A 15,727-nucleotide genomic window follows, 5' to 3' on the forward strand; every position below is an offset into this window, starting at 1 on the left:
CGGGCGGCCGGAGATAGTGTCGGGCGCATGAATGCCACCATGGTGCGTTACAGCACGCCGGCCGGCCGATGGGTGTTGCTGGCGACAGTGCTCGGCTCCAGCCTGGCCTTCATCGACTCGACCGTCGTCAACATCGCGCTGCCCGAGATCGGGCGTGATCTCGGCGCCGACGCCGCCGGTCTGCAATGGACGATCAACGGTTACGCGCTGAGCCTGGCCGCGCTGATTCTGCTCGGCGGGTCGCTGGGTGACCGGTTCGGGCGGAAGCGGATCTTCATGCTCGGCGTCACCTGGTTCGCGGTGGCCTCGCTGCTCTGCGGTCTCTCGCCGAACATCGGCTGGCTGATCACCGCCCGGATCCTGCAGGGCATCGGGGGCGCCCTGCTGACTCCGGGCTCGCTGGCGATCCTCGAGGCCTCGTTCGATCGCGACGACCGGTCCAAGGCGATCGGCGCCTGGTCCGGCCTGGCCGGCATCGGCGGCGCGCTGGGACCGTTCATCGGCGGATGGCTGGTCGGTATCGGCGACTGGCGCTACATCTTCCTGATCAACGTGCCGCTGGCCGCCCTGGTGCTGCTGGTCGCGGCCAAGCACGTGCCCGAGTCGCGCAATCCGGACGCGAGCGGCCACATCGACTACGTGGGCGTGCTGACCGGGGCGATCGGTCTCGCTGGTCTGACGTACGGCTTCACAGCCTGGCCGATGCGCGGCGCCGGCGATCCCGTGGTGCTCGGCACGCTCGCGCTGGGCGTGCTCGGCCTGGTCGCCTTCGTGCTGGCCGAGCGGCGCGCGCGGCAGCCGATGATGCCGGTGTCGATCTTCAAGAGCAAGGCGTTCAGCGGGGCCAACCTGGTCACCTTCCTGGTCTACGGGGCGAACGGCGGCGTCTTCTTCCTGTTCGTCATCAACCTCCAGGTCGTGGCCGGCTTCTCGCCGCTGCTGGCCGGGACGGCGCTGCTGCCCTCGACCGTGCTGATGCTGCTGTTCTCGGCCCGCTCGGGCGCGCTCGGCCAGCGGATCGGCCCGCGCATCCCGATGACGGTGGGCCCGCTGATCTGCGCGCTGGCGCTGCTGATGATGTCGCGGATCGGCGCCGGCGCGAACTACTGGACCGGCGTCCTTCCCTCGGTGATCGTCTTCGGGCTGGGCCTGACGTTGCTCGTGGCGCCGTTGACGTCCACGGCTCTCGGTGCGCTCGACGACGCGTACGCCGGAATCGCCTCCGGGGTCAACAACGCGGTGGCCCGGGCCGCCGGTCTGCTGGCGGTGGCGGTGCTCCCGCTCGCGGCCGGTCTGGGCAGCGGCAACCTGACCGACTCGGCCCAGCTGTCACCGGTCTATCGCAACACCATGATGATCTGTGCGGCCCTGATGGTGGCGGGTGGTGTGGTGGCCTGGTTCCTGATCCCGACACGACTGCGCGGGCACACGCCGGTCAAGTCGTTCTGCGACCCGGGCGCACCGCCGGTGCACCCGAGCCGCGCCGAACCGGTCAGAAGTGGGCAATGATCCGGCGTTGCGGGCCGTCGACCGTCAGGCGGCCCCCGTACGGCAGGATCCACTGCGGCCCGGTGTGCCCGAACTCGACGCCGAAGACGGCCATCGCCGAGGGGTTGTAGGTCTCCAGGGCCCGCAGTACGGCCGTACGCTGCTCATCGCGATATCCGTCCCGATCGGCTCGATCGGGGCGGGAGCCGAACTGGCTGGCCTTGGCCGCGGCCATCAGCACGACCGGGAACTGCTCGAGCAGGCCCCGCTCCCCCGCGTTGCGCAACATCCGGAAGACGGTCTCGGCCTCCGGCATCTCCTCGGACGTCTCCAGCAGCAGGATCGAGCCGGCGTAGTCGGCGTTCGGCCGGATCCACCGGTTGGCGGCCAGGCTCCAGTGGAAGATCTCCATGCTGCCGCCCCAGGTCGGCGCGGTGACCACCCGGTCGGCGTTGTGCCACACCCAGCCCGGGTTGGGCTCGACCGGCGCCGCGTCGATCAGCGCCCGCGGATCCTCCCAGTTGATCTCCTCGTCGCGGAAGCCCGGCACCGGGGTGATCGGCAGGTCGGTGGTCTCGAAGAGCGCCGCCCGCAGCGAGGTCAGATGTTCGGCGTCGATCGACGGCCCACGCGACAGGTGCACCATCGTCGAGCCGCCGTGATAGCTCGCGATGCCGTGCGCCCACAGCCAGTTCAGCATGTTGGTGTTGTCGGAATATCCGAAGTACGGCTTCGGGTCGGCCCGGAAAATCTGAGGATCGAGGTGCGGCAGTACGGTCATCTGGTCGCTGCCGCCGATGGTCGCGAAGACCGCCCGGATCGCCGGGTCGGCAAAGGCGGCCATCAGATCGGCCGCCCGCTCGGCCGGCGTGCCCTGCACGCGGGTGAAGGGGAACTCGACCGGCTCGAGCCCGAGATCCTCGCGGATGCGGCGCAGCGACTGCTCGTGCACGGCGGGGAAGACACTGGGACCGGCCCACGACGGGGAGACGACGGCCACCCGGTCGCCCTGCTTCAGTTTGGGGGGTGAATCCATCCCGCCATCAGATCATCCCGGCCCGCAGGGCGTAGGCCACCGCATGCGAGCGGTTGCGCAGCTTCAGCCGATGCGTCACGCCGTAGATGACGTTCTTGACCGTCCGCTCCGAGTAGCAGAGCTTGCCGGCGATCTCGTTGGTGTCGAAGCCGTCGGCCATCAGCCGCAGCACGTCGACCTCGCGCGGGCTCAGCCCCGAGGCGTTCAGCCCGTTCGGGGCGAGCACGTCGCGCTGCATCCGCTCGACGTGCTTGAGCAGCTCGCCGATCAGGTTGGGCGGCATCACGCCGCCGCCGGTGGCCGCGGCCCGCACGCTGTGGGCCAGCCGGTCGGGGTTCACCGCCCCGCGCGGCAGGATCGCCATGACCCGGCACTCGACGGCGGTCAGCAGGTCGCCCTCGTCGATGTCCTGCACCACGAGCACGACCGGCGCGCTGGTCTCGCCGGTGGCCCGGCGCAGGCTGGCCACCACCTCGGTGCTGAGCCGCTCGGCGGCCACCACGAGCACGTCGGCCTCGGCCCGCTGGGCGTTGCGCAGCACGGTCAGGTCGCTCCGGAACTGGAGCAACGCGGCGAGTCCGGCATGACTGAGCGGGTCCGTCGCCTGCACGGCGACCCGGATCTGTTCCACGGCTGCTCCCCTCGCCTGGCGGTGGAGCCAGTCTGTGAGAAGTGCCTTCAGGGAACCTTCACGGATCCTTCATCGGGCCGGCAAGGCCGATGAAACAGTTCAACAGAGGCTGATGCGGGCTGGGAAGCGCTGACCCCGATCAGTGCCCGTCCGTGCGGTTTGTGTTATCCATTGACACCCGGCCCGTCTCCCCTGAAGTTGACACTCACCGACCTGGGAGGACACGTGGCGAACGTCTTGCGCGTCAGTGTGCTCGGGCCGGTGCGCGCGTGGGTCGGCGCCGAGGAGATCGATCTGGGCCCGGCCCGGCAGCGGGCCGTCTTCGCGGTGCTGGCGGCACACGCCGGCCGCACCGTCGGCCGCGACGAGCTGATCACCGCCACCTGGGGCGACTCACCGCCGGCGACGGCGGTCGGCAGTATTTATACGTACGTCTCGGGACTGCGCCGCATGCTCGAACCGCCCATGCTCGGCACCGGCGCCGGCGGCTATCTGCTGCGTCTCGACCCCCACCAGCTCGACTCGGCCCGGTTCCAGAGCCTGCGCGCGCAGGCGAGCGCCGCGCTGGCGGCGGGCGACGCGAGCACCGCGGTGACCCGGCTCGACGAGGCTCTGTCCCTGTGGCACGGCGACGCGTACGCCACCCTGGCCGGCCCCTTCCTCGAGCTCGACCGGCAGCGCCTGGCCGAGCTGCGGCTGACCGCGGCCGAGCAGCGGGCCCGGCTGCGGCTGGAGGCCGGCGGCGACGACGGGCTGATCGCCGAGCTGACCGCGCTGGTCCACGACCATCCGCTGCACGAGCCGTTGCACGAGTTGCTGATGCGGGCGCTGCACCAGGCCGGCCGGCACGGCGAGTCGCTGGAGGTCTTCCGCACGGCCCGGCGGACGCTCGTGGCCGAGCTGGGCATCGAGCCCGGTCCGGGCCTGCGGTCGGTGCAGCGGCAGGTGCTCGGGGGCGCCGAGGAGCGCTCGACCCGTACGGTCGTGCCGACCCCGATCGCCAAGGCGCTGCGGGACGGCCTGGCCGGCCGATCCTGGGTGGGCCGAGTGGCCGAAATCGATCACCTTCGAAGTCTGGTCCGCTCGGTGGCGGCCGGTGTCGGCGGCGCCGTCTGGATCTCCGGCGAGCCCGGCATCGGCAAGACCGAGCTGCTGACGCACGCCTTCGCCGACGCCGCCCGTTCCGGATGCCGGGTGGCCTGGGGCGCGGCCGACCAGCTGGGCTCGCAGGTGCCGTTGCAGGTGCTGTTCCGGGCCCTGGGCCAGCCGCCGGACGCGGACGGGCCGGAGCCGGCCGACGACCAAATCGTCGCCGCCGTCCGTTCCGCCTGCGGCACGGCCCCGCTGATCCTCGTGGTCGACGACATGCAGTGGGCCGACAGCGCGACCGTGCGGGTCTGGGAGCGGCTGCTGACCCTGGTCCCCCGCACGCCGCTGCTGCTGGTCGCGGCGGCCCGCCCCGACGCGCACCAGGCCGCGCTGCGCAACCGGGTCCGGTCACGGCAGCGGATGCCGCTCGATCTGGGCCCGCTCGCCCCGGCCGAGCTCGACCGGCTGGTCAGCGCGCTGATCGGCGCCCCGCCCGGCCCGAACCTGCGCGCGCTGGCCGCCCGTTCCGGCGGCAACCCGCTGTTCGCCCGCGAGCTGGTCGAGGCGCTGCGGCAGCGCGACGCGGTCGAGATCTCGGGCGGCCGGGCCGACATCGGGCCGGACGTGACCGTCGACCCGCCGCAGACCCTGCTCGACGCGGTGCACGCGGCCCTGGACGTGCTCTCCGGCGAGACCCGCGAGGTGCTGCGGCTGGCCGCCCTGCTGGGCTCGGAGTTCTCGGTGAGCGAGGTCGTGGCGGTCACCGGCCGCTCGGCCCTCGACCTGGTCGGCGCGCTGGAGGAGGCGCTGTCGGCCAGCGTGCTGGTGGACAGCGGCACCGACCTGGCGTTCCGTCACCCGTTCCTGCGCCAGGCGCTGGTCGCCAGCGTCCCACCGGCGCTGCGGGCGGGCCTGCACCGGCACGCGGCCGAGGTGCTGGCGGCCGGGGGCAGCCCGCTGACCCGCGTGGCCGAGCAGCTGAACGCCTCGGCGCCGGCGGTCGACACCTGGGTGCTGTCGTGGCTGGTCGAGCACCACGCCGAGGTGGTCCGCCGGGCGCCGCAGATCGCCGGCGACCTGATCCGGCGCACGCTGGCCACCGATCTGCCCTCGGCCGGGCAACGCGGGGTGCTGCTGGTGGCCCTGGTGCGGCTGGAGTTCCGGCGCGAGCGCTTCCCGATGACCGAGGCCGAGGAGGCGCTGAGCCTGGCCACCGATCCGGGCGACCGGGCCGAGATGCGCCAGCTGCTGGCCACCATGCGGCATCGCCGGGGCGAGGAGGCCGAGGCGGTCGCGATGCTGCGCGACGCGGTCGACGATCACCGGGTGCCGTCGATCTGGCGCTCGCGGCACCGGGTGCTGCTGGCCAACTTCCGCCGCGGCGACCTGGACGATCTCGACCGGGCCGAGGAGCGGGCGCGGCGGGTGCACGACGAGGCGGTGGCGGCCGGCCAGCCGTACGAGACGGCGTTCGCGCTCCAGACGATCTGGCTGACCAGCTCGATCCGGCGCGACCACGAGCGGGCGCTGGAGCACGCCGACCGGGCGCTGGCCGTGATGCGCGGCGAGACCTCACTGTCGTACGACCTCCTCGACAACCGCCTGTTCTCGCTGCAGAACCTGGACCGGCTGGAGGAGGCGCAGGAGACGCTGCGCCGGGCCGAGCAGCCGCTTCCGGCCGGGCTGCGGGTCACGGCGGCCGTGCAGGACTACTGGCTCGGGCGCTGGGACGAGGCGCTGGCCGAGGTGGGCGAGGCCAGCGGCGACATCACCTTCCACGGCCAGCGCGAGCCGGGCGCGATCACGATGCTGCTGCACGGGGTGGCCGCGCTGATCGCGCTGCACCGCGACGCCCAGGATCTGGCCGCCGCCCACCTGGGCGCGGCCGACGCCGTGCCGGCGAGCGAGGCGGAGCGGGAGAATTGCGACTTCCTCCTGGTCGCGCGGGCGCTGGCGGCCGAGCAGCGCGGCCGCGCCGACGAGGCCCTGGAGTTGCTCCAGCCGCTGCTGCAACCGGCCTACGCCCCGATCATGCTGCGTCACCAGTGGCTGCCCGGCGTGGTGCGGCTGGCCCTCGCACAGGGCCGAGCCGACATCGCCGGGCGGGCGGCCGCCATCTGCGCCGGCGAGGCCGAGCGCGAGGTACGCCCGGCCCGGGCCTACGCGGCCGACCTGCGCTGCCGGGCCCTGCTCACGGGCGATCCGGCCCCGGCACTGGCCGCGGCCGAGCATTACCGCAAGGTGGGCCGGATCTTCGAGCTCGCGCAGGCCCTCGAGGAGGGCGGCCGCCCCGACGAGGCCCGCCGCCTCTACGCCTCGATGTCAGCCCGCTGGGACGTAGCCCGCACCGCCTGACCGCGCACCGCCTGACCGCGCGCCGCCTGGTCGCGCACCGCCTGGTCGCGCACCGCCTGGTCGCGCACCGCCTGGTCGCGCACCGCCTGGTCGCGCACCGCCTGGTCGCGCACCGCCCACCGCGCACCGCCCACCGCCCACCCCGCACCGCACCGCCCACCCCGCACCGCCCCTCACCGCGCACCGCCCCCCGCCGCGCACCGCGCGCCGCCCCACCGCCCATCGCGCGCCGCCCCACCGCCCATCGCGCGCCGCCCCACCGCCCATCGCGCGCCGCCTGACGCTGTCGCATTCTGATCATCGCCGTCGATGCGGGAAAGCGCTTTCCGATGCTCCACGTGCGTTCCTGAGCGTTTGCGGCCGTTGCCCTTGACAAGAAAAGTTCGTTAGTGCAGGAATGTGTTTCCAAGCGGTTACTCCCCGATGTCACATCCACCGCAAGGAGCCATTCCCCATGACCCGAGTGCGCCCGGCTGCCGCCATTCTCGGCGCGGCCCTTCTCCTGATCAGCGCCTGCGCCAAATCCGAGGACAACGACCCCGCGCCCGCCGCCGCCGGTGGCGCCCAGGTCGCCCAGTCGGCCGCCTCCGGCGCCGCCACCTGCACGATCGAGCAGTACGGCGGATCCAAGGTGGACCTCAAAACGGCCAAGGTCGGCTTCTCCCAGTCGGAGAAGGAGGCCAACCCGTTCCGCATCGCCGAGACCCAGTCGATCGAGGACGAGGCGGCCGAACAGGGCATCGTCAATTTGACGACCACCAATGCGAATTCGCAGTTCAACAAGCAGATCAGCGACGTCGAGCAAATGATCGACTCGGGCGTCCAGCTGCTCGTCATCGCTCCGCTGAACTCCGACGGATGGGATTCGGTCTTCGCCAAGGCGTCGGCCAAGCACATCCCGATCATCACGATCGACCGGAAGATCAACGCCAAGCCGTGCCAGGACTATCTCACCTTCATCGGATCCGACTTCGCTGAGCAGGGCAAACGCGCCGCCACGGAGATGGCGAAGGCACTCGGCAACAAGGGCAAGGTCGCGATCCTGCTCGGCGCGCCCGGCAACAACGTGACCACGCTGCGCACGAGCGGCTTCAAGGACGAGATCGCGAAGATCGCGCCGGACATCCAGATCGTCTTTGAACAGACGGGCAACTTCGCCCGCGAGGACGGGCAGAAAGTCACCGAGCAACTGCTCCAGTCCAATCCGGACATCAACGGGATCTACGGCGAGAACGACGAGATGGCCCTCGGCGCCATCACCGCCCTCAAGGGCGCCGGCAAGAAGGCCGGCGACGTCAAGGTCGTCTCGATCGACGGCACCAAGGGCGCGGTGCAGGCCATCGTGGACGGCTGGGCGTCGGCCGTCATCGAGTCGAATCCGCGGTTCGGCCCGCTGGCCTTCGAAACCGCCACCAAATTCCTGTCCGGCGAGCCGGTCGGCCAGGACATCATCATTCAGGACCGTCAATACGACGCGAGCAATGCCACGTCGGATCTCTCCAGCGCGTACTGAGAGGCGTCCATGTTCAGTTTTGTTCGGAAAATTCTCGTCGCCATCGTCGGAACAGCAGTCGCCATCACCGGGACCCTCGTCGTCACCACCGGACCGGCCGCGGCCTTCGTCCCCAAGACGCCGCCGCTGACCACCCCGTGGACCAGCCAGGTGTCCACGGCCAATCCGCTGCCCGAATATCCCCGGCCCCAGCTCACCCGGCCCGACTGGCAGAGCCTCAACGGCATCTGGCAGTTCGCCGGCGCCTCGAACCTGAACACCCCGCCGACCGGGCAGACGCTCGGCGAGGAGATCCTCGTCCCGTACCCGATCGAGAGCGCGCTCTCCGGGATCATGCGGCGCCAGGACTATTCGTACTACCGGCGCGCCTTCACCGTCCCGGCCGGCTGGTCGGGCCGCAACGTCCAGCTCAACTTCGGCGCCGTCAACTGGCAGTCGAAGGTCTGGGTCAACGGCACCCTGCTCGGCACGCACGAGGGCGGCTACGACAAGTTCTCGTACGACATCACCAGCGCCCTGCGCGCCGGCAGCAACGAGATCATCGTCGGCGTCTGGAACCCGGTCGAGACCCAGGACATCCCGGTCGGCAAGCAGCGGCTGAGCCGCGGCGGGATCTTCTACACGCCGTACTCGGGAATCTGGCAGACCGTCTGGCTGGAACCGACGAACCCGGCCCGCGTCACCCGGCTCGACACCACCCCGAACGTCGCCGCCGGCGGCCTCGACCTGGTCGTGCAGGCGGCCAACGCGAGCGGTCAGACCGTGACCGCGCAGGTCCTCTCCGGCGGCACGGTGGTCGGCTCGGCCACCGGCACGGTCGGCGCCTCCTTCCGCGTGCCGGTGCCGAACGCCCGGTTGTGGTCACCCACAGATCCTTTCCTGTACGACCTGCGCGTCACCCTGAGCAGCGGCGACGCCGTGGGCGGCTACTTCGGGATGCGCTCACTGGGCAAGGCGATGCTCGGCGGCGTGCTCCGGCCGACGATCAACGGCAAGTTCGTCTTCCAGCTCGGCACCCTCGACCAGGGCTATTGGCCGGACGGCATCGCGACCGCGCCGACCGACGCCGCGCTGCGCTTCGACCTGGAGCAGCAGAAGGCGCTGGGCTTCAACATGGTCCGCAAGCACATCAAGGTCGAGAACGACCGCTGGTTCTACTGGGCCGACCGGCTCGGCCTGATGGTCTGGCAGGACATGCCGGCCCTGGCCAGCGGCCGCGAGCCGTCCACGGCCGGGCGCACGCGCTTCGAGAAGGAGCTGCGGGCGATGATCGACCAGCACAAGGGCATCACGTCGATCGTCCAGTGGGTGCCGTTCAACGAGGGCTGGGGCGAGTACGACGCCGGCCGCATCGCCGATCTGGTCAAGAGCCTCGACCCGACCCGGATGGTCAACCACAACTCGGGCTCCAACTGCTGCGACTCCGACCCCGATCCGGGCAACGGCGACGTGATCGACGACCACGCGTACGTCGGTCCCGGCATTTCGCGGCCGCCCACGGCGACCCGGTTCGTGGTCAACGGCGAGTACGGCGGCCTCGGCCTGCGCTCGGCCGGGCACGAGTGGCCGACCAGCGGCAAGTTCGCGTACGAGTGGCTGCCCGACTCCAACGCCCTGACCAGCCGCTACGTGCAGATCACGTCCCGCCTGGTCGACCTGATGAACGGCAACGGCCTGTCCGGATCCGTCTACACCGAGCCCACCGACGTCGAGGAGGAGCTCAACGGCTTCTTCACGTACGACCGTCAGGTCCAGAAGATGGACTTCGCCCGGGTCCGTGAGGTCAACCAGCGGGTGATCAGCGGAGCGCTCTCGGTCAACCGGCTCGCCTCGCTGCGGGTGACCACGCCCGGATATACCAACCGCTACCTGCGGCACGCGGCCGGCGCCGCCCGGACCGACGTGATCGGCACGGCGAGCTCGACCAGCGACCGGCAGGACGCCACCTACTGGGTGCGGCCCGGCCTGTCCAACGCGGCCTGCTACTCGTTCGAGTCGCGGAACTTCCCCGGCCAGTACCTGCGGCATCGCGCCTACCGTGTCTACCGGGAGGCCAACAGCGGCGGCACCTTCACGGCCGACGCCACGTTCTGCGGCCGCCCGGGCCTGTCCGGCGCGGGCACGTCGCTCGAGTCGGCCAACCTGCCCGGCTACTACCTGCGCCACCGCGGCGAAGAGGTATGGGTGGACGCTCCGAGCGGCGGCTCGTTCAACGACGACGCGACCTGGGCCATCGGCGCCCCGCTGTGGCGCAGCGGTGCCGACCTGACCGTCGGGCAGAACCGGTCGTTCCGGGTCACCACGGCCGGATACGACACCCGATATCTGCGGCACCGCGACGGCCTGGCCCGCACCGACGTGATCACCACCGCGAGCCCGGCCACCGACCGGCAGGACGCCACCTTCACCGTCCGGGCCGGCCTGGCCGACAACAGCTGCTACACGTTCGAGTCGGTCAACTACCCCGGGCAGTATCTGAGACACGCCGGATATCGGCTGCAGAAGGCGAGCAACGACGGCTCGGCCGTCTTCGCCCAGGACGCCACGTTCTGCGGGCAGCCCGGCCTCAGCGGCGGAAACCTGTCCCTGGAGTCGATCAATTACCCCGGCTACTACTGGCGGCACTACGCCGAGGCGGTCTACATAGCCACCAACGGCGGCGGTAACACCTGGGACAACGCCACCAGTTTCAACGCCGATGCGACCTGGAACAACGCGGGGCCGTTGGCATGACCGCCTGCACCGAGCGGCACCCAGCCGCACCGGTCGACGGCATCGCAGGCGAGGGCCTGAAGGGCATGCCGCAGGAAGGCTCAGCATGACATTGCTCCACGTCACCGAGGTCTCCAAGACCTTCCCCGGCGTGCGCGCCCTCGACCGGGTCTCGTTCACCCTGAGGCCCGGCGAGGTGCACGCCCTGGTCGGCGAGAACGGCGCCGGCAAGTCCACTTTGATCAAGGTGCTCACCGGCGTCTACCAGCCCGACGACGGCGAGATCACCTACCGGGGTTCGCCGGCCCGGTTCGGCACGCCGATGGACGCGCAACAGGCCGGCATCTCGACCATCTATCAGGAGGTCAACCTCGTCCCGTTGATGAGCGTGGCCCAGAACCTCTTCCTCGGCCGGGAGCCCCGCAACGCCCTCGGCCTGCTCGACCGCCGGCGGATGGAGCGCGAGGCCCGCGCGATCCTGGCCGGCTACGGCGTCACCACCGACGTTCGGCGCCCGCTCGGCACCCTCGCGCTCGGCGCGCAGCAGATGGTCGCCCTGGCCCGCGCCGTGATGGTCGACGCCAAGGTCGTCATCATGGACGAGCCGACCTCGTCGCTCGAGCCGCGCGAGGTGCGGACCCTGTTCGGGATCATCCGCGACCTGCACGCGCGCGGCATCGGCATCGTCTACGTCAGCCACCGGCTGGACGAGCTCTACGAGATCTGCGACGCGGTCACGATCCTGCGCGACGGCCGGGTCGTGCACACCGGACAGCTGGCGTCGCTGCCCCGGATCAAGCTGGTCTCGCTCATGCTCGGACGGGAGATGACCGAGGGCACGACGGCCTTCTCCGGCGCCGGCACGGGCGACGCCGAGGCGCCGCCCGTCCTGCGGGTGCGTGAGCTGAACAGCCGGCACAAACTGCACGACGTCAGCTTCGACGTGCGGCCGGGCGAAGTGGTCGGGCTCGGCGGCCTCCTGGGAGCCGGGCGCAGCGAGACCGTCAAGGCCGTCGGCGGGGCCTATCACCTGGACAGCGGCAACATCGAGGTCGACGGCCTCGCGTTGAAGAAGCCCACGACCGTGCGCGCGGTCAAGGCCGGCATCGCCGTCCAGCCCGAGGACCGCAAGGCCGAGGGGATCATTCCGGCACTGTCCGTACGGGAGAACATCGCGCTGGCCATCCTTCCGCGGATGTCGCGGCTGGGCCTGGTCTCGGACGCGCGCGTCGACGAGGTCGTGACGACGTACATGACCCGGTTGCGGATCAAGGCAGCGAGCCCGGACCAGGCCGTCGGCGACCTCTCCGGCGGCAACCAGCAGAAGGTGCTGCTGGCCCGGCTGCTGGCCACCGGGCCCAAGGTGCTGCTGCTGGACGAGCCGACCCGCGGCATCGACGTGGGCGCCAAGGCCGAGGTCCAGGCGCTGATCGACGAACTCGCGGCCGAGGGGCTCGGCGTCGTGCTGGTCTCGTCGGACGCCGAGGAGCTGATCGAGGGCTCGGACCGGGTCGTGGTGCTGCGCGACGGCGTCGTCGTCGGCACCCTGACCGGGGCGGCGGTCACCACCGAGGACCTGATGGCCGCCATCGCGGGAGAACGATCATGACTGTTCTAGCGGTCCGGCCGCGCATCAGCGCCGCCTGGCTTCCGAAGTACGGCGTCTACCTGGCCATCGCGGTGCTCGTGCTCTACAACGTCTTCTTCACGCCGTACTTCCTGACCTGGAGCAACCTGCGCATCCAGCTGATCCAGGTGGCGCCCGTCGTGATCGTCGCCCTCGGCATGGCCCTGGTGATCGGCACCGAGGGCATCGACCTGTCGGTCGGCTCGGTGATGGCCCTCGCGGCGGCTCTCATACCCCTTTACCTGGGGTACGGGGTGGTCGCGGCCGTCCTTGTGTCGCTGCTGGCCGGCGTCGCGGTCGGCCTGATCAACGGCGTCCTGGTGGCGCGGATCGGGCTCCAGCCGATCGTGGCCACCCTCGCCCTGTTCGTCGGCGGCCGCGGGCTGGCCGTGGTCATCAGCGAGGGCCAGCTCAAGGACGTCCGCAACCCTGACCTGCTCTACCTCGGCTCGGGTGACCTACTCGGCGTCCCCGTGCTCGTCTGGGTGGCCGCGGTGCTGGTGCTGGCCGTGGCGTTCCTGGTCCGGCGCACGGTCTTCGGCCGGCGGCTGCTGGCCGTCGGCGGCAACCGCCGGGCCACCGAGCTGGCCGGCCTGCCGGTCAAGCGCGTGCTGGTCACGGTGTACGTCCTGTGCGCTGTGCTCGCCTCGATCGCCGGGCTGCTCTCGGTGGCCCGCATCCAGTCGAGCGACGCGTCGGCGGTCGGCCTGCTCATCGAGCTGTCCGCGATCACCGCCGTGGTCGTCGGGGGCACCCCGCTCACCGGCGGCAAGGTCCGCGTCCTGGGTACCGTGGCCGGCGCCCTGCTCATGCAGCTGGTGATCGCCACGATGATCAAGCACGACCTCCAGCCCTCGACAACCGAGATGGCGCAGGCCGTCATCATCCTGATCGCGGTCTACGTGGCCCGGGAGAGGAGGACCCGGTGACCGTGTCCGAGGCGCCCGCCGTCGTGGTCGAGGACGTCCGCAAGGCCGAGCGCACCGACCGCGTGGTCGGCGCCGTGCAGCGCCAGGGCGCCCTCGCCGTCCTGGTCATCGTCGTGTTGATCTCGCTGGTGGCCTTTCCCGGCTTCCGCGGTTTCGACAACGCGGCGACCATTCTGGTGGCGGCCGCACCACCGATGTTGATCGCTCTGGGAATGACTTTTGTGATCATTACCGGCGGGATCGACCTGTCGGTGGGATCGCTTTACGTGCTCGGTGGCGTGCTGGCCGCCTGGGCCTCGCAATACGGAATTCTCGCCGCGTTCGCGCTGCCACTCGCGGTCTGCGGTGCGATCGGCATGGCTAATGGGCTGCTTATTGCGTACACCCGAATGGCACCTTTTATCGTGACCTTGGCGGCTCTGCTCGGCGCGCGCGGCCTCATGCGGGCGATCAGCGCCGAGGGCTCGGAGACCTACCTGGTGCGCGACGACGCGCTCCGCCGGCTCGGCACCGGCTCCTTCCTCGACATCGGATATCAGGTCTGGCTGGTCGCCGCGCTGGTCGCGCTCGGCATGATCGTGCTGGCCCGGACCCGCTTCGGCGCGTCCGTCCACGCGATCGGCGGCAGCGAGGACGCGGCGGCGCTGATGGGCGTGCCCGTACGCCGGACAAAGGTCGCGGTGTACGTGCTGTCGGGCCTGCTGGCGGGCATCGCCGGCGCGATCAACGCGGCCAAGCTCGGCTCCGGCGTCACTGTCCTGGGCACCGGCATGGAGCTCGACGCGATCGCCGCCGTGGTGATCGGCGGAACGTTGCTGACCGGCGGCGCCGGCACGATCGCCGGCACCGTCGCCGGTGTGCTGCTGCTCGGCGTGATCCAGAACCTGATCAACCAGGTCGGCAACGTCAACAGCAACTGGCAACAGGTCATCAGCGGCGCCTTCCTCGCGCTGGTCGTGGTGGCACAGACCTATCTCGTACGTCTGCGAAGGATCACTTGAGCGTCGCCTTGCCCAGCACGTGGCCGTTGTGATCGGCCACCTCGATCGACCGGACGTTACGGATCTGGAGGGAGCTGGCGCCGATCACCTTGGCGTTGCCGCTCGGCGTCGGCCCCCACACCATGGCCTGCTCGACCTGGCCCGACGAGCCGCGCACCTGACAGTGGAACGGCCCGGCGCCACGCAGCTTGGTCACGTCGAGGGCGACCGAGACGCCCCACGTCTTGGGGGTGAGCACGGCCTGCCCCGACATGCCGCTGCCCTGCGCCGGCTCGAACTGGGCGGTGACCAGCTCGGCGCTGGGCAGCGCGGCCGGACGGTTGTCCTGGCGGCTGCCGCGGATCACGCCGATGCCGACCGCCACCGCGATCAGCACCACGGCCGCCGCGGCCAGCCACCGGACTCCCGCCCGGCGGGTCTGCCGATGACGCTCGGCCCGCATCCGCCGCAGCAGCCCGTCGATGTTCTCCTGCGTGGGGCGGGCGGACATGCTGACCGGAGGCCCCGACCGGTCCGCGGCCGGCAGCCGCCGCAGCAGCTCCGGGACGGGGGCGAGCCGGTCGAGCTCGTCGCGGCACTCGTCGCAGTCGCGCAGGTGGGCGTCGAGCCGGTCGGTGTCGGCCTCGTCGAGGCCGCCGAGCAGATAGCCGCCGAGCAGCCGTCGCAGGTCGTCGTGGCTCTCCCGGGGATCCGTGCTCATCGCAGCACCCCCATCTCCTCGAACGCAGTGCGCAGCGCCCGCACCGCGTAGTAGGCCCGCGACTTCACCGTGCCCTCCGGCACCGACAGCTTCCGCGCCGCGTCGGCCACGCTCTGCCCCTCGTAGTACATGGCCCGGACCACGGCCTGATGCTCGTCGGAGAGCCGCTCCAGCGCCTCGGCCACCAGCCACCCCTCGACCAGCTGGTCGACGTTGTCGGCCGAGGGCATCGCGTTCACCGCGGCCTCGTCGGCCACCAGATGTGGCCGGCGCTGCTCGGCCCGCCACGCGTTGGTCACCACGTTGCGCGCGATGGTGAGCAGGTAGGACCGGGTGCGCCCGGTGTCGGTGTCGAGGGTGTCGATGTGCTTCCAGGCCCGCAGCAACGTCTCCTGCACGAGGTCCTCGGCCCGGTGCCGGTCGTGCACATAACGCAGGACGAAGCTGAGCAGGACCGCGTAGTGCTCGTTGTAGAGCGCGGTCATCAGCTCCTCGTCGGGGCTCACCCGTCGCCGCATCGCGCCCGTCCCCTCAGTGCCTGTCCGCCACAAGGTATTACACCGTTGCGGTGAACTCGGTTCGACGGCGCGACAACAAGAACGGCGCCCGGTCCCCCTCGCCGGGACCGGGCGCCGTGTCTGGGTGT

At 71.0% G+C, this 15,727-nt stretch carries 12 protein-coding genes; 7 read left to right on the top strand and 5 right to left on the bottom strand.

Annotated features, from left to right (window positions below):
* Positions 1-27: 27 nt before the first annotated feature.
* The gene (locus ACFY36_RS26260) at positions 28-1,509 is read left to right on the top strand and encodes an MFS transporter (protein WP_499748583.1); all 1,482 of its coding nucleotides are present in this window, start codon (positions 28-30) and stop codon (positions 1,507-1,509) included.
* Here the strand turns inward: ACFY36_RS26260 and ACFY36_RS26265 are convergent.
* Positions 1,493-2,524, bottom strand: coding sequence for a S66 family peptidase (locus ACFY36_RS26265; RefSeq protein WP_499748584.1), 1,032 nt, complete (start codon positions 2,522-2,524; stop codon positions 1,493-1,495). The genes ACFY36_RS26260 and ACFY36_RS26265 overlap by 17 nt on opposite strands.
* Positions 2,525-2,531: 7 nt before the next feature.
* Positions 2,532-3,155: a response regulator transcription factor gene (locus tag ACFY36_RS26270; RefSeq protein ID WP_499748585.1), complete on the bottom strand. Its 624-nt coding sequence runs from the start codon at positions 3,153-3,155 to the stop codon at positions 2,532-2,534.
* A 225-nt stretch (positions 3,156-3,380) separates the two neighbouring features.
* On the opposite strand from ACFY36_RS26270, the gene ACFY36_RS26275 reads away from it, so the two are divergent.
* Complete coding sequence (locus ACFY36_RS26275; protein ID WP_499748586.1) at positions 3,381-6,599, top strand: ATP-binding protein; 3,219 nt, start codon at positions 3,381-3,383, stop codon at positions 6,597-6,599.
* Here ACFY36_RS26275 and ACFY36_RS26280 read toward each other — a convergent pair.
* Complete coding sequence (locus ACFY36_RS26280; protein ID WP_499748587.1) at positions 6,554-6,766, bottom strand: hypothetical protein; 213 nt, start codon at positions 6,764-6,766, stop codon at positions 6,554-6,556. The two genes, ACFY36_RS26275 and ACFY36_RS26280, sit on opposite strands and share 46 nt — an antisense overlap.
* A gap of 287 nt (positions 6,767-7,053) precedes the next feature.
* Here ACFY36_RS26280 and ACFY36_RS26285 point away from each other — a divergent pair, with 287 nt between their 5' ends.
* From ACFY36_RS26285 to ACFY36_RS26305, 5 genes are all read left to right on the top strand, one after another.
* Positions 7,054-8,112, top strand: coding sequence for an ABC transporter substrate-binding protein (locus ACFY36_RS26285; RefSeq protein ID WP_499748588.1), 1,059 nt, complete (start codon positions 7,054-7,056; stop codon positions 8,110-8,112).
* Positions 8,113-8,121: 9 nt separating this feature from the next.
* Positions 8,122-10,845: an AbfB domain-containing protein gene (locus ACFY36_RS26290; RefSeq protein ID WP_499748589.1), complete on the top strand. Its 2,724-nt coding sequence runs from the start codon at positions 8,122-8,124 to the stop codon at positions 10,843-10,845.
* Between the two features lie 85 nt (positions 10,846-10,930).
* On the top strand, positions 10,931-12,433 hold the full coding sequence (locus ACFY36_RS26295; RefSeq protein ID WP_499748590.1) for a sugar ABC transporter ATP-binding protein: 1,503 nt from the start codon (positions 10,931-10,933) through the stop codon (positions 12,431-12,433).
* Positions 12,430-13,380: an ABC transporter permease gene (locus tag ACFY36_RS26300; RefSeq protein WP_499748591.1), complete on the top strand. Its 951-nt coding sequence runs from the start codon at positions 12,430-12,432 to the stop codon at positions 13,378-13,380. The genes ACFY36_RS26295 and ACFY36_RS26300 overlap by 4 nt, the downstream gene beginning before the upstream one ends.
* Positions 13,377-14,381, top strand: a complete 1,005-nt coding sequence (locus tag ACFY36_RS26305; protein ID WP_499748592.1) for an ABC transporter permease — start codon at positions 13,377-13,379, stop codon at positions 14,379-14,381. Before ACFY36_RS26300 ends, ACFY36_RS26305 begins: the two co-directional genes overlap by 4 nt.
* Here ACFY36_RS26305 and ACFY36_RS26310 read toward each other — a convergent pair.
* Positions 14,374-15,081, bottom strand: coding sequence for an anti-sigma factor family protein (locus ACFY36_RS26310; protein ID WP_499748593.1), 708 nt, complete (start codon positions 15,079-15,081; stop codon positions 14,374-14,376). The two genes, ACFY36_RS26305 and ACFY36_RS26310, sit on opposite strands and share 8 nt — an antisense overlap.
* Complete coding sequence (locus tag ACFY36_RS26315; protein ID WP_498656573.1) at positions 15,078-15,599, bottom strand: sigma-70 family RNA polymerase sigma factor; 522 nt, start codon at positions 15,597-15,599, stop codon at positions 15,078-15,080. Before ACFY36_RS26315 ends, ACFY36_RS26310 begins: the two co-directional genes overlap by 4 nt.
* Positions 15,600-15,727 lie beyond the last annotated feature (128 nt).

It is taken from the genome of Actinoplanes sp. NPDC000266, assembly GCF_042899005.1.
In the GTDB taxonomy this organism is placed as follows: domain Bacteria; phylum Actinomycetota; class Actinomycetes; order Mycobacteriales; family Micromonosporaceae; genus Actinoplanes.

Coding starts and splice junctions, on each gene's coding strand:
- ACFY36_RS26260 (WP_499748583.1), top strand. CDS start 28: ATGAATGCCACCATGGTGCGTTACAGCACGCCGGCCGGCCGATGGGTG.
- ACFY36_RS26295 (WP_499748590.1), top strand. CDS start 10,931: ATGACATTGCTCCACGTCACCGAGGTCTCCAAGACCTTCCCCGGCGTG.
- ACFY36_RS26300 (WP_499748591.1), top strand. CDS start 12,430: ATGACTGTTCTAGCGGTCCGGCCGCGCATCAGCGCCGCCTGGCTTCCG.
- ACFY36_RS26290 (WP_499748589.1), top strand. CDS start 8,122: ATGTTCAGTTTTGTTCGGAAAATTCTCGTCGCCATCGTCGGAACAGCA.
- ACFY36_RS26285 (WP_499748588.1), top strand. CDS start 7,054: ATGACCCGAGTGCGCCCGGCTGCCGCCATTCTCGGCGCGGCCCTTCTC.
- ACFY36_RS26315 (WP_498656573.1), bottom strand. CDS start 15,599: ATGCGGCGACGGGTGAGCCCCGACGAGGAGCTGATGACCGCGCTCTAC.
- ACFY36_RS26310 (WP_499748593.1), bottom strand. CDS start 15,081: ATGAGCACGGATCCCCGGGAGAGCCACGACGACCTGCGACGGCTGCTC.
- ACFY36_RS26265 (WP_499748584.1), bottom strand. CDS start 2,524: ATGGATTCACCCCCCAAACTGAAGCAGGGCGACCGGGTGGCCGTCGTC.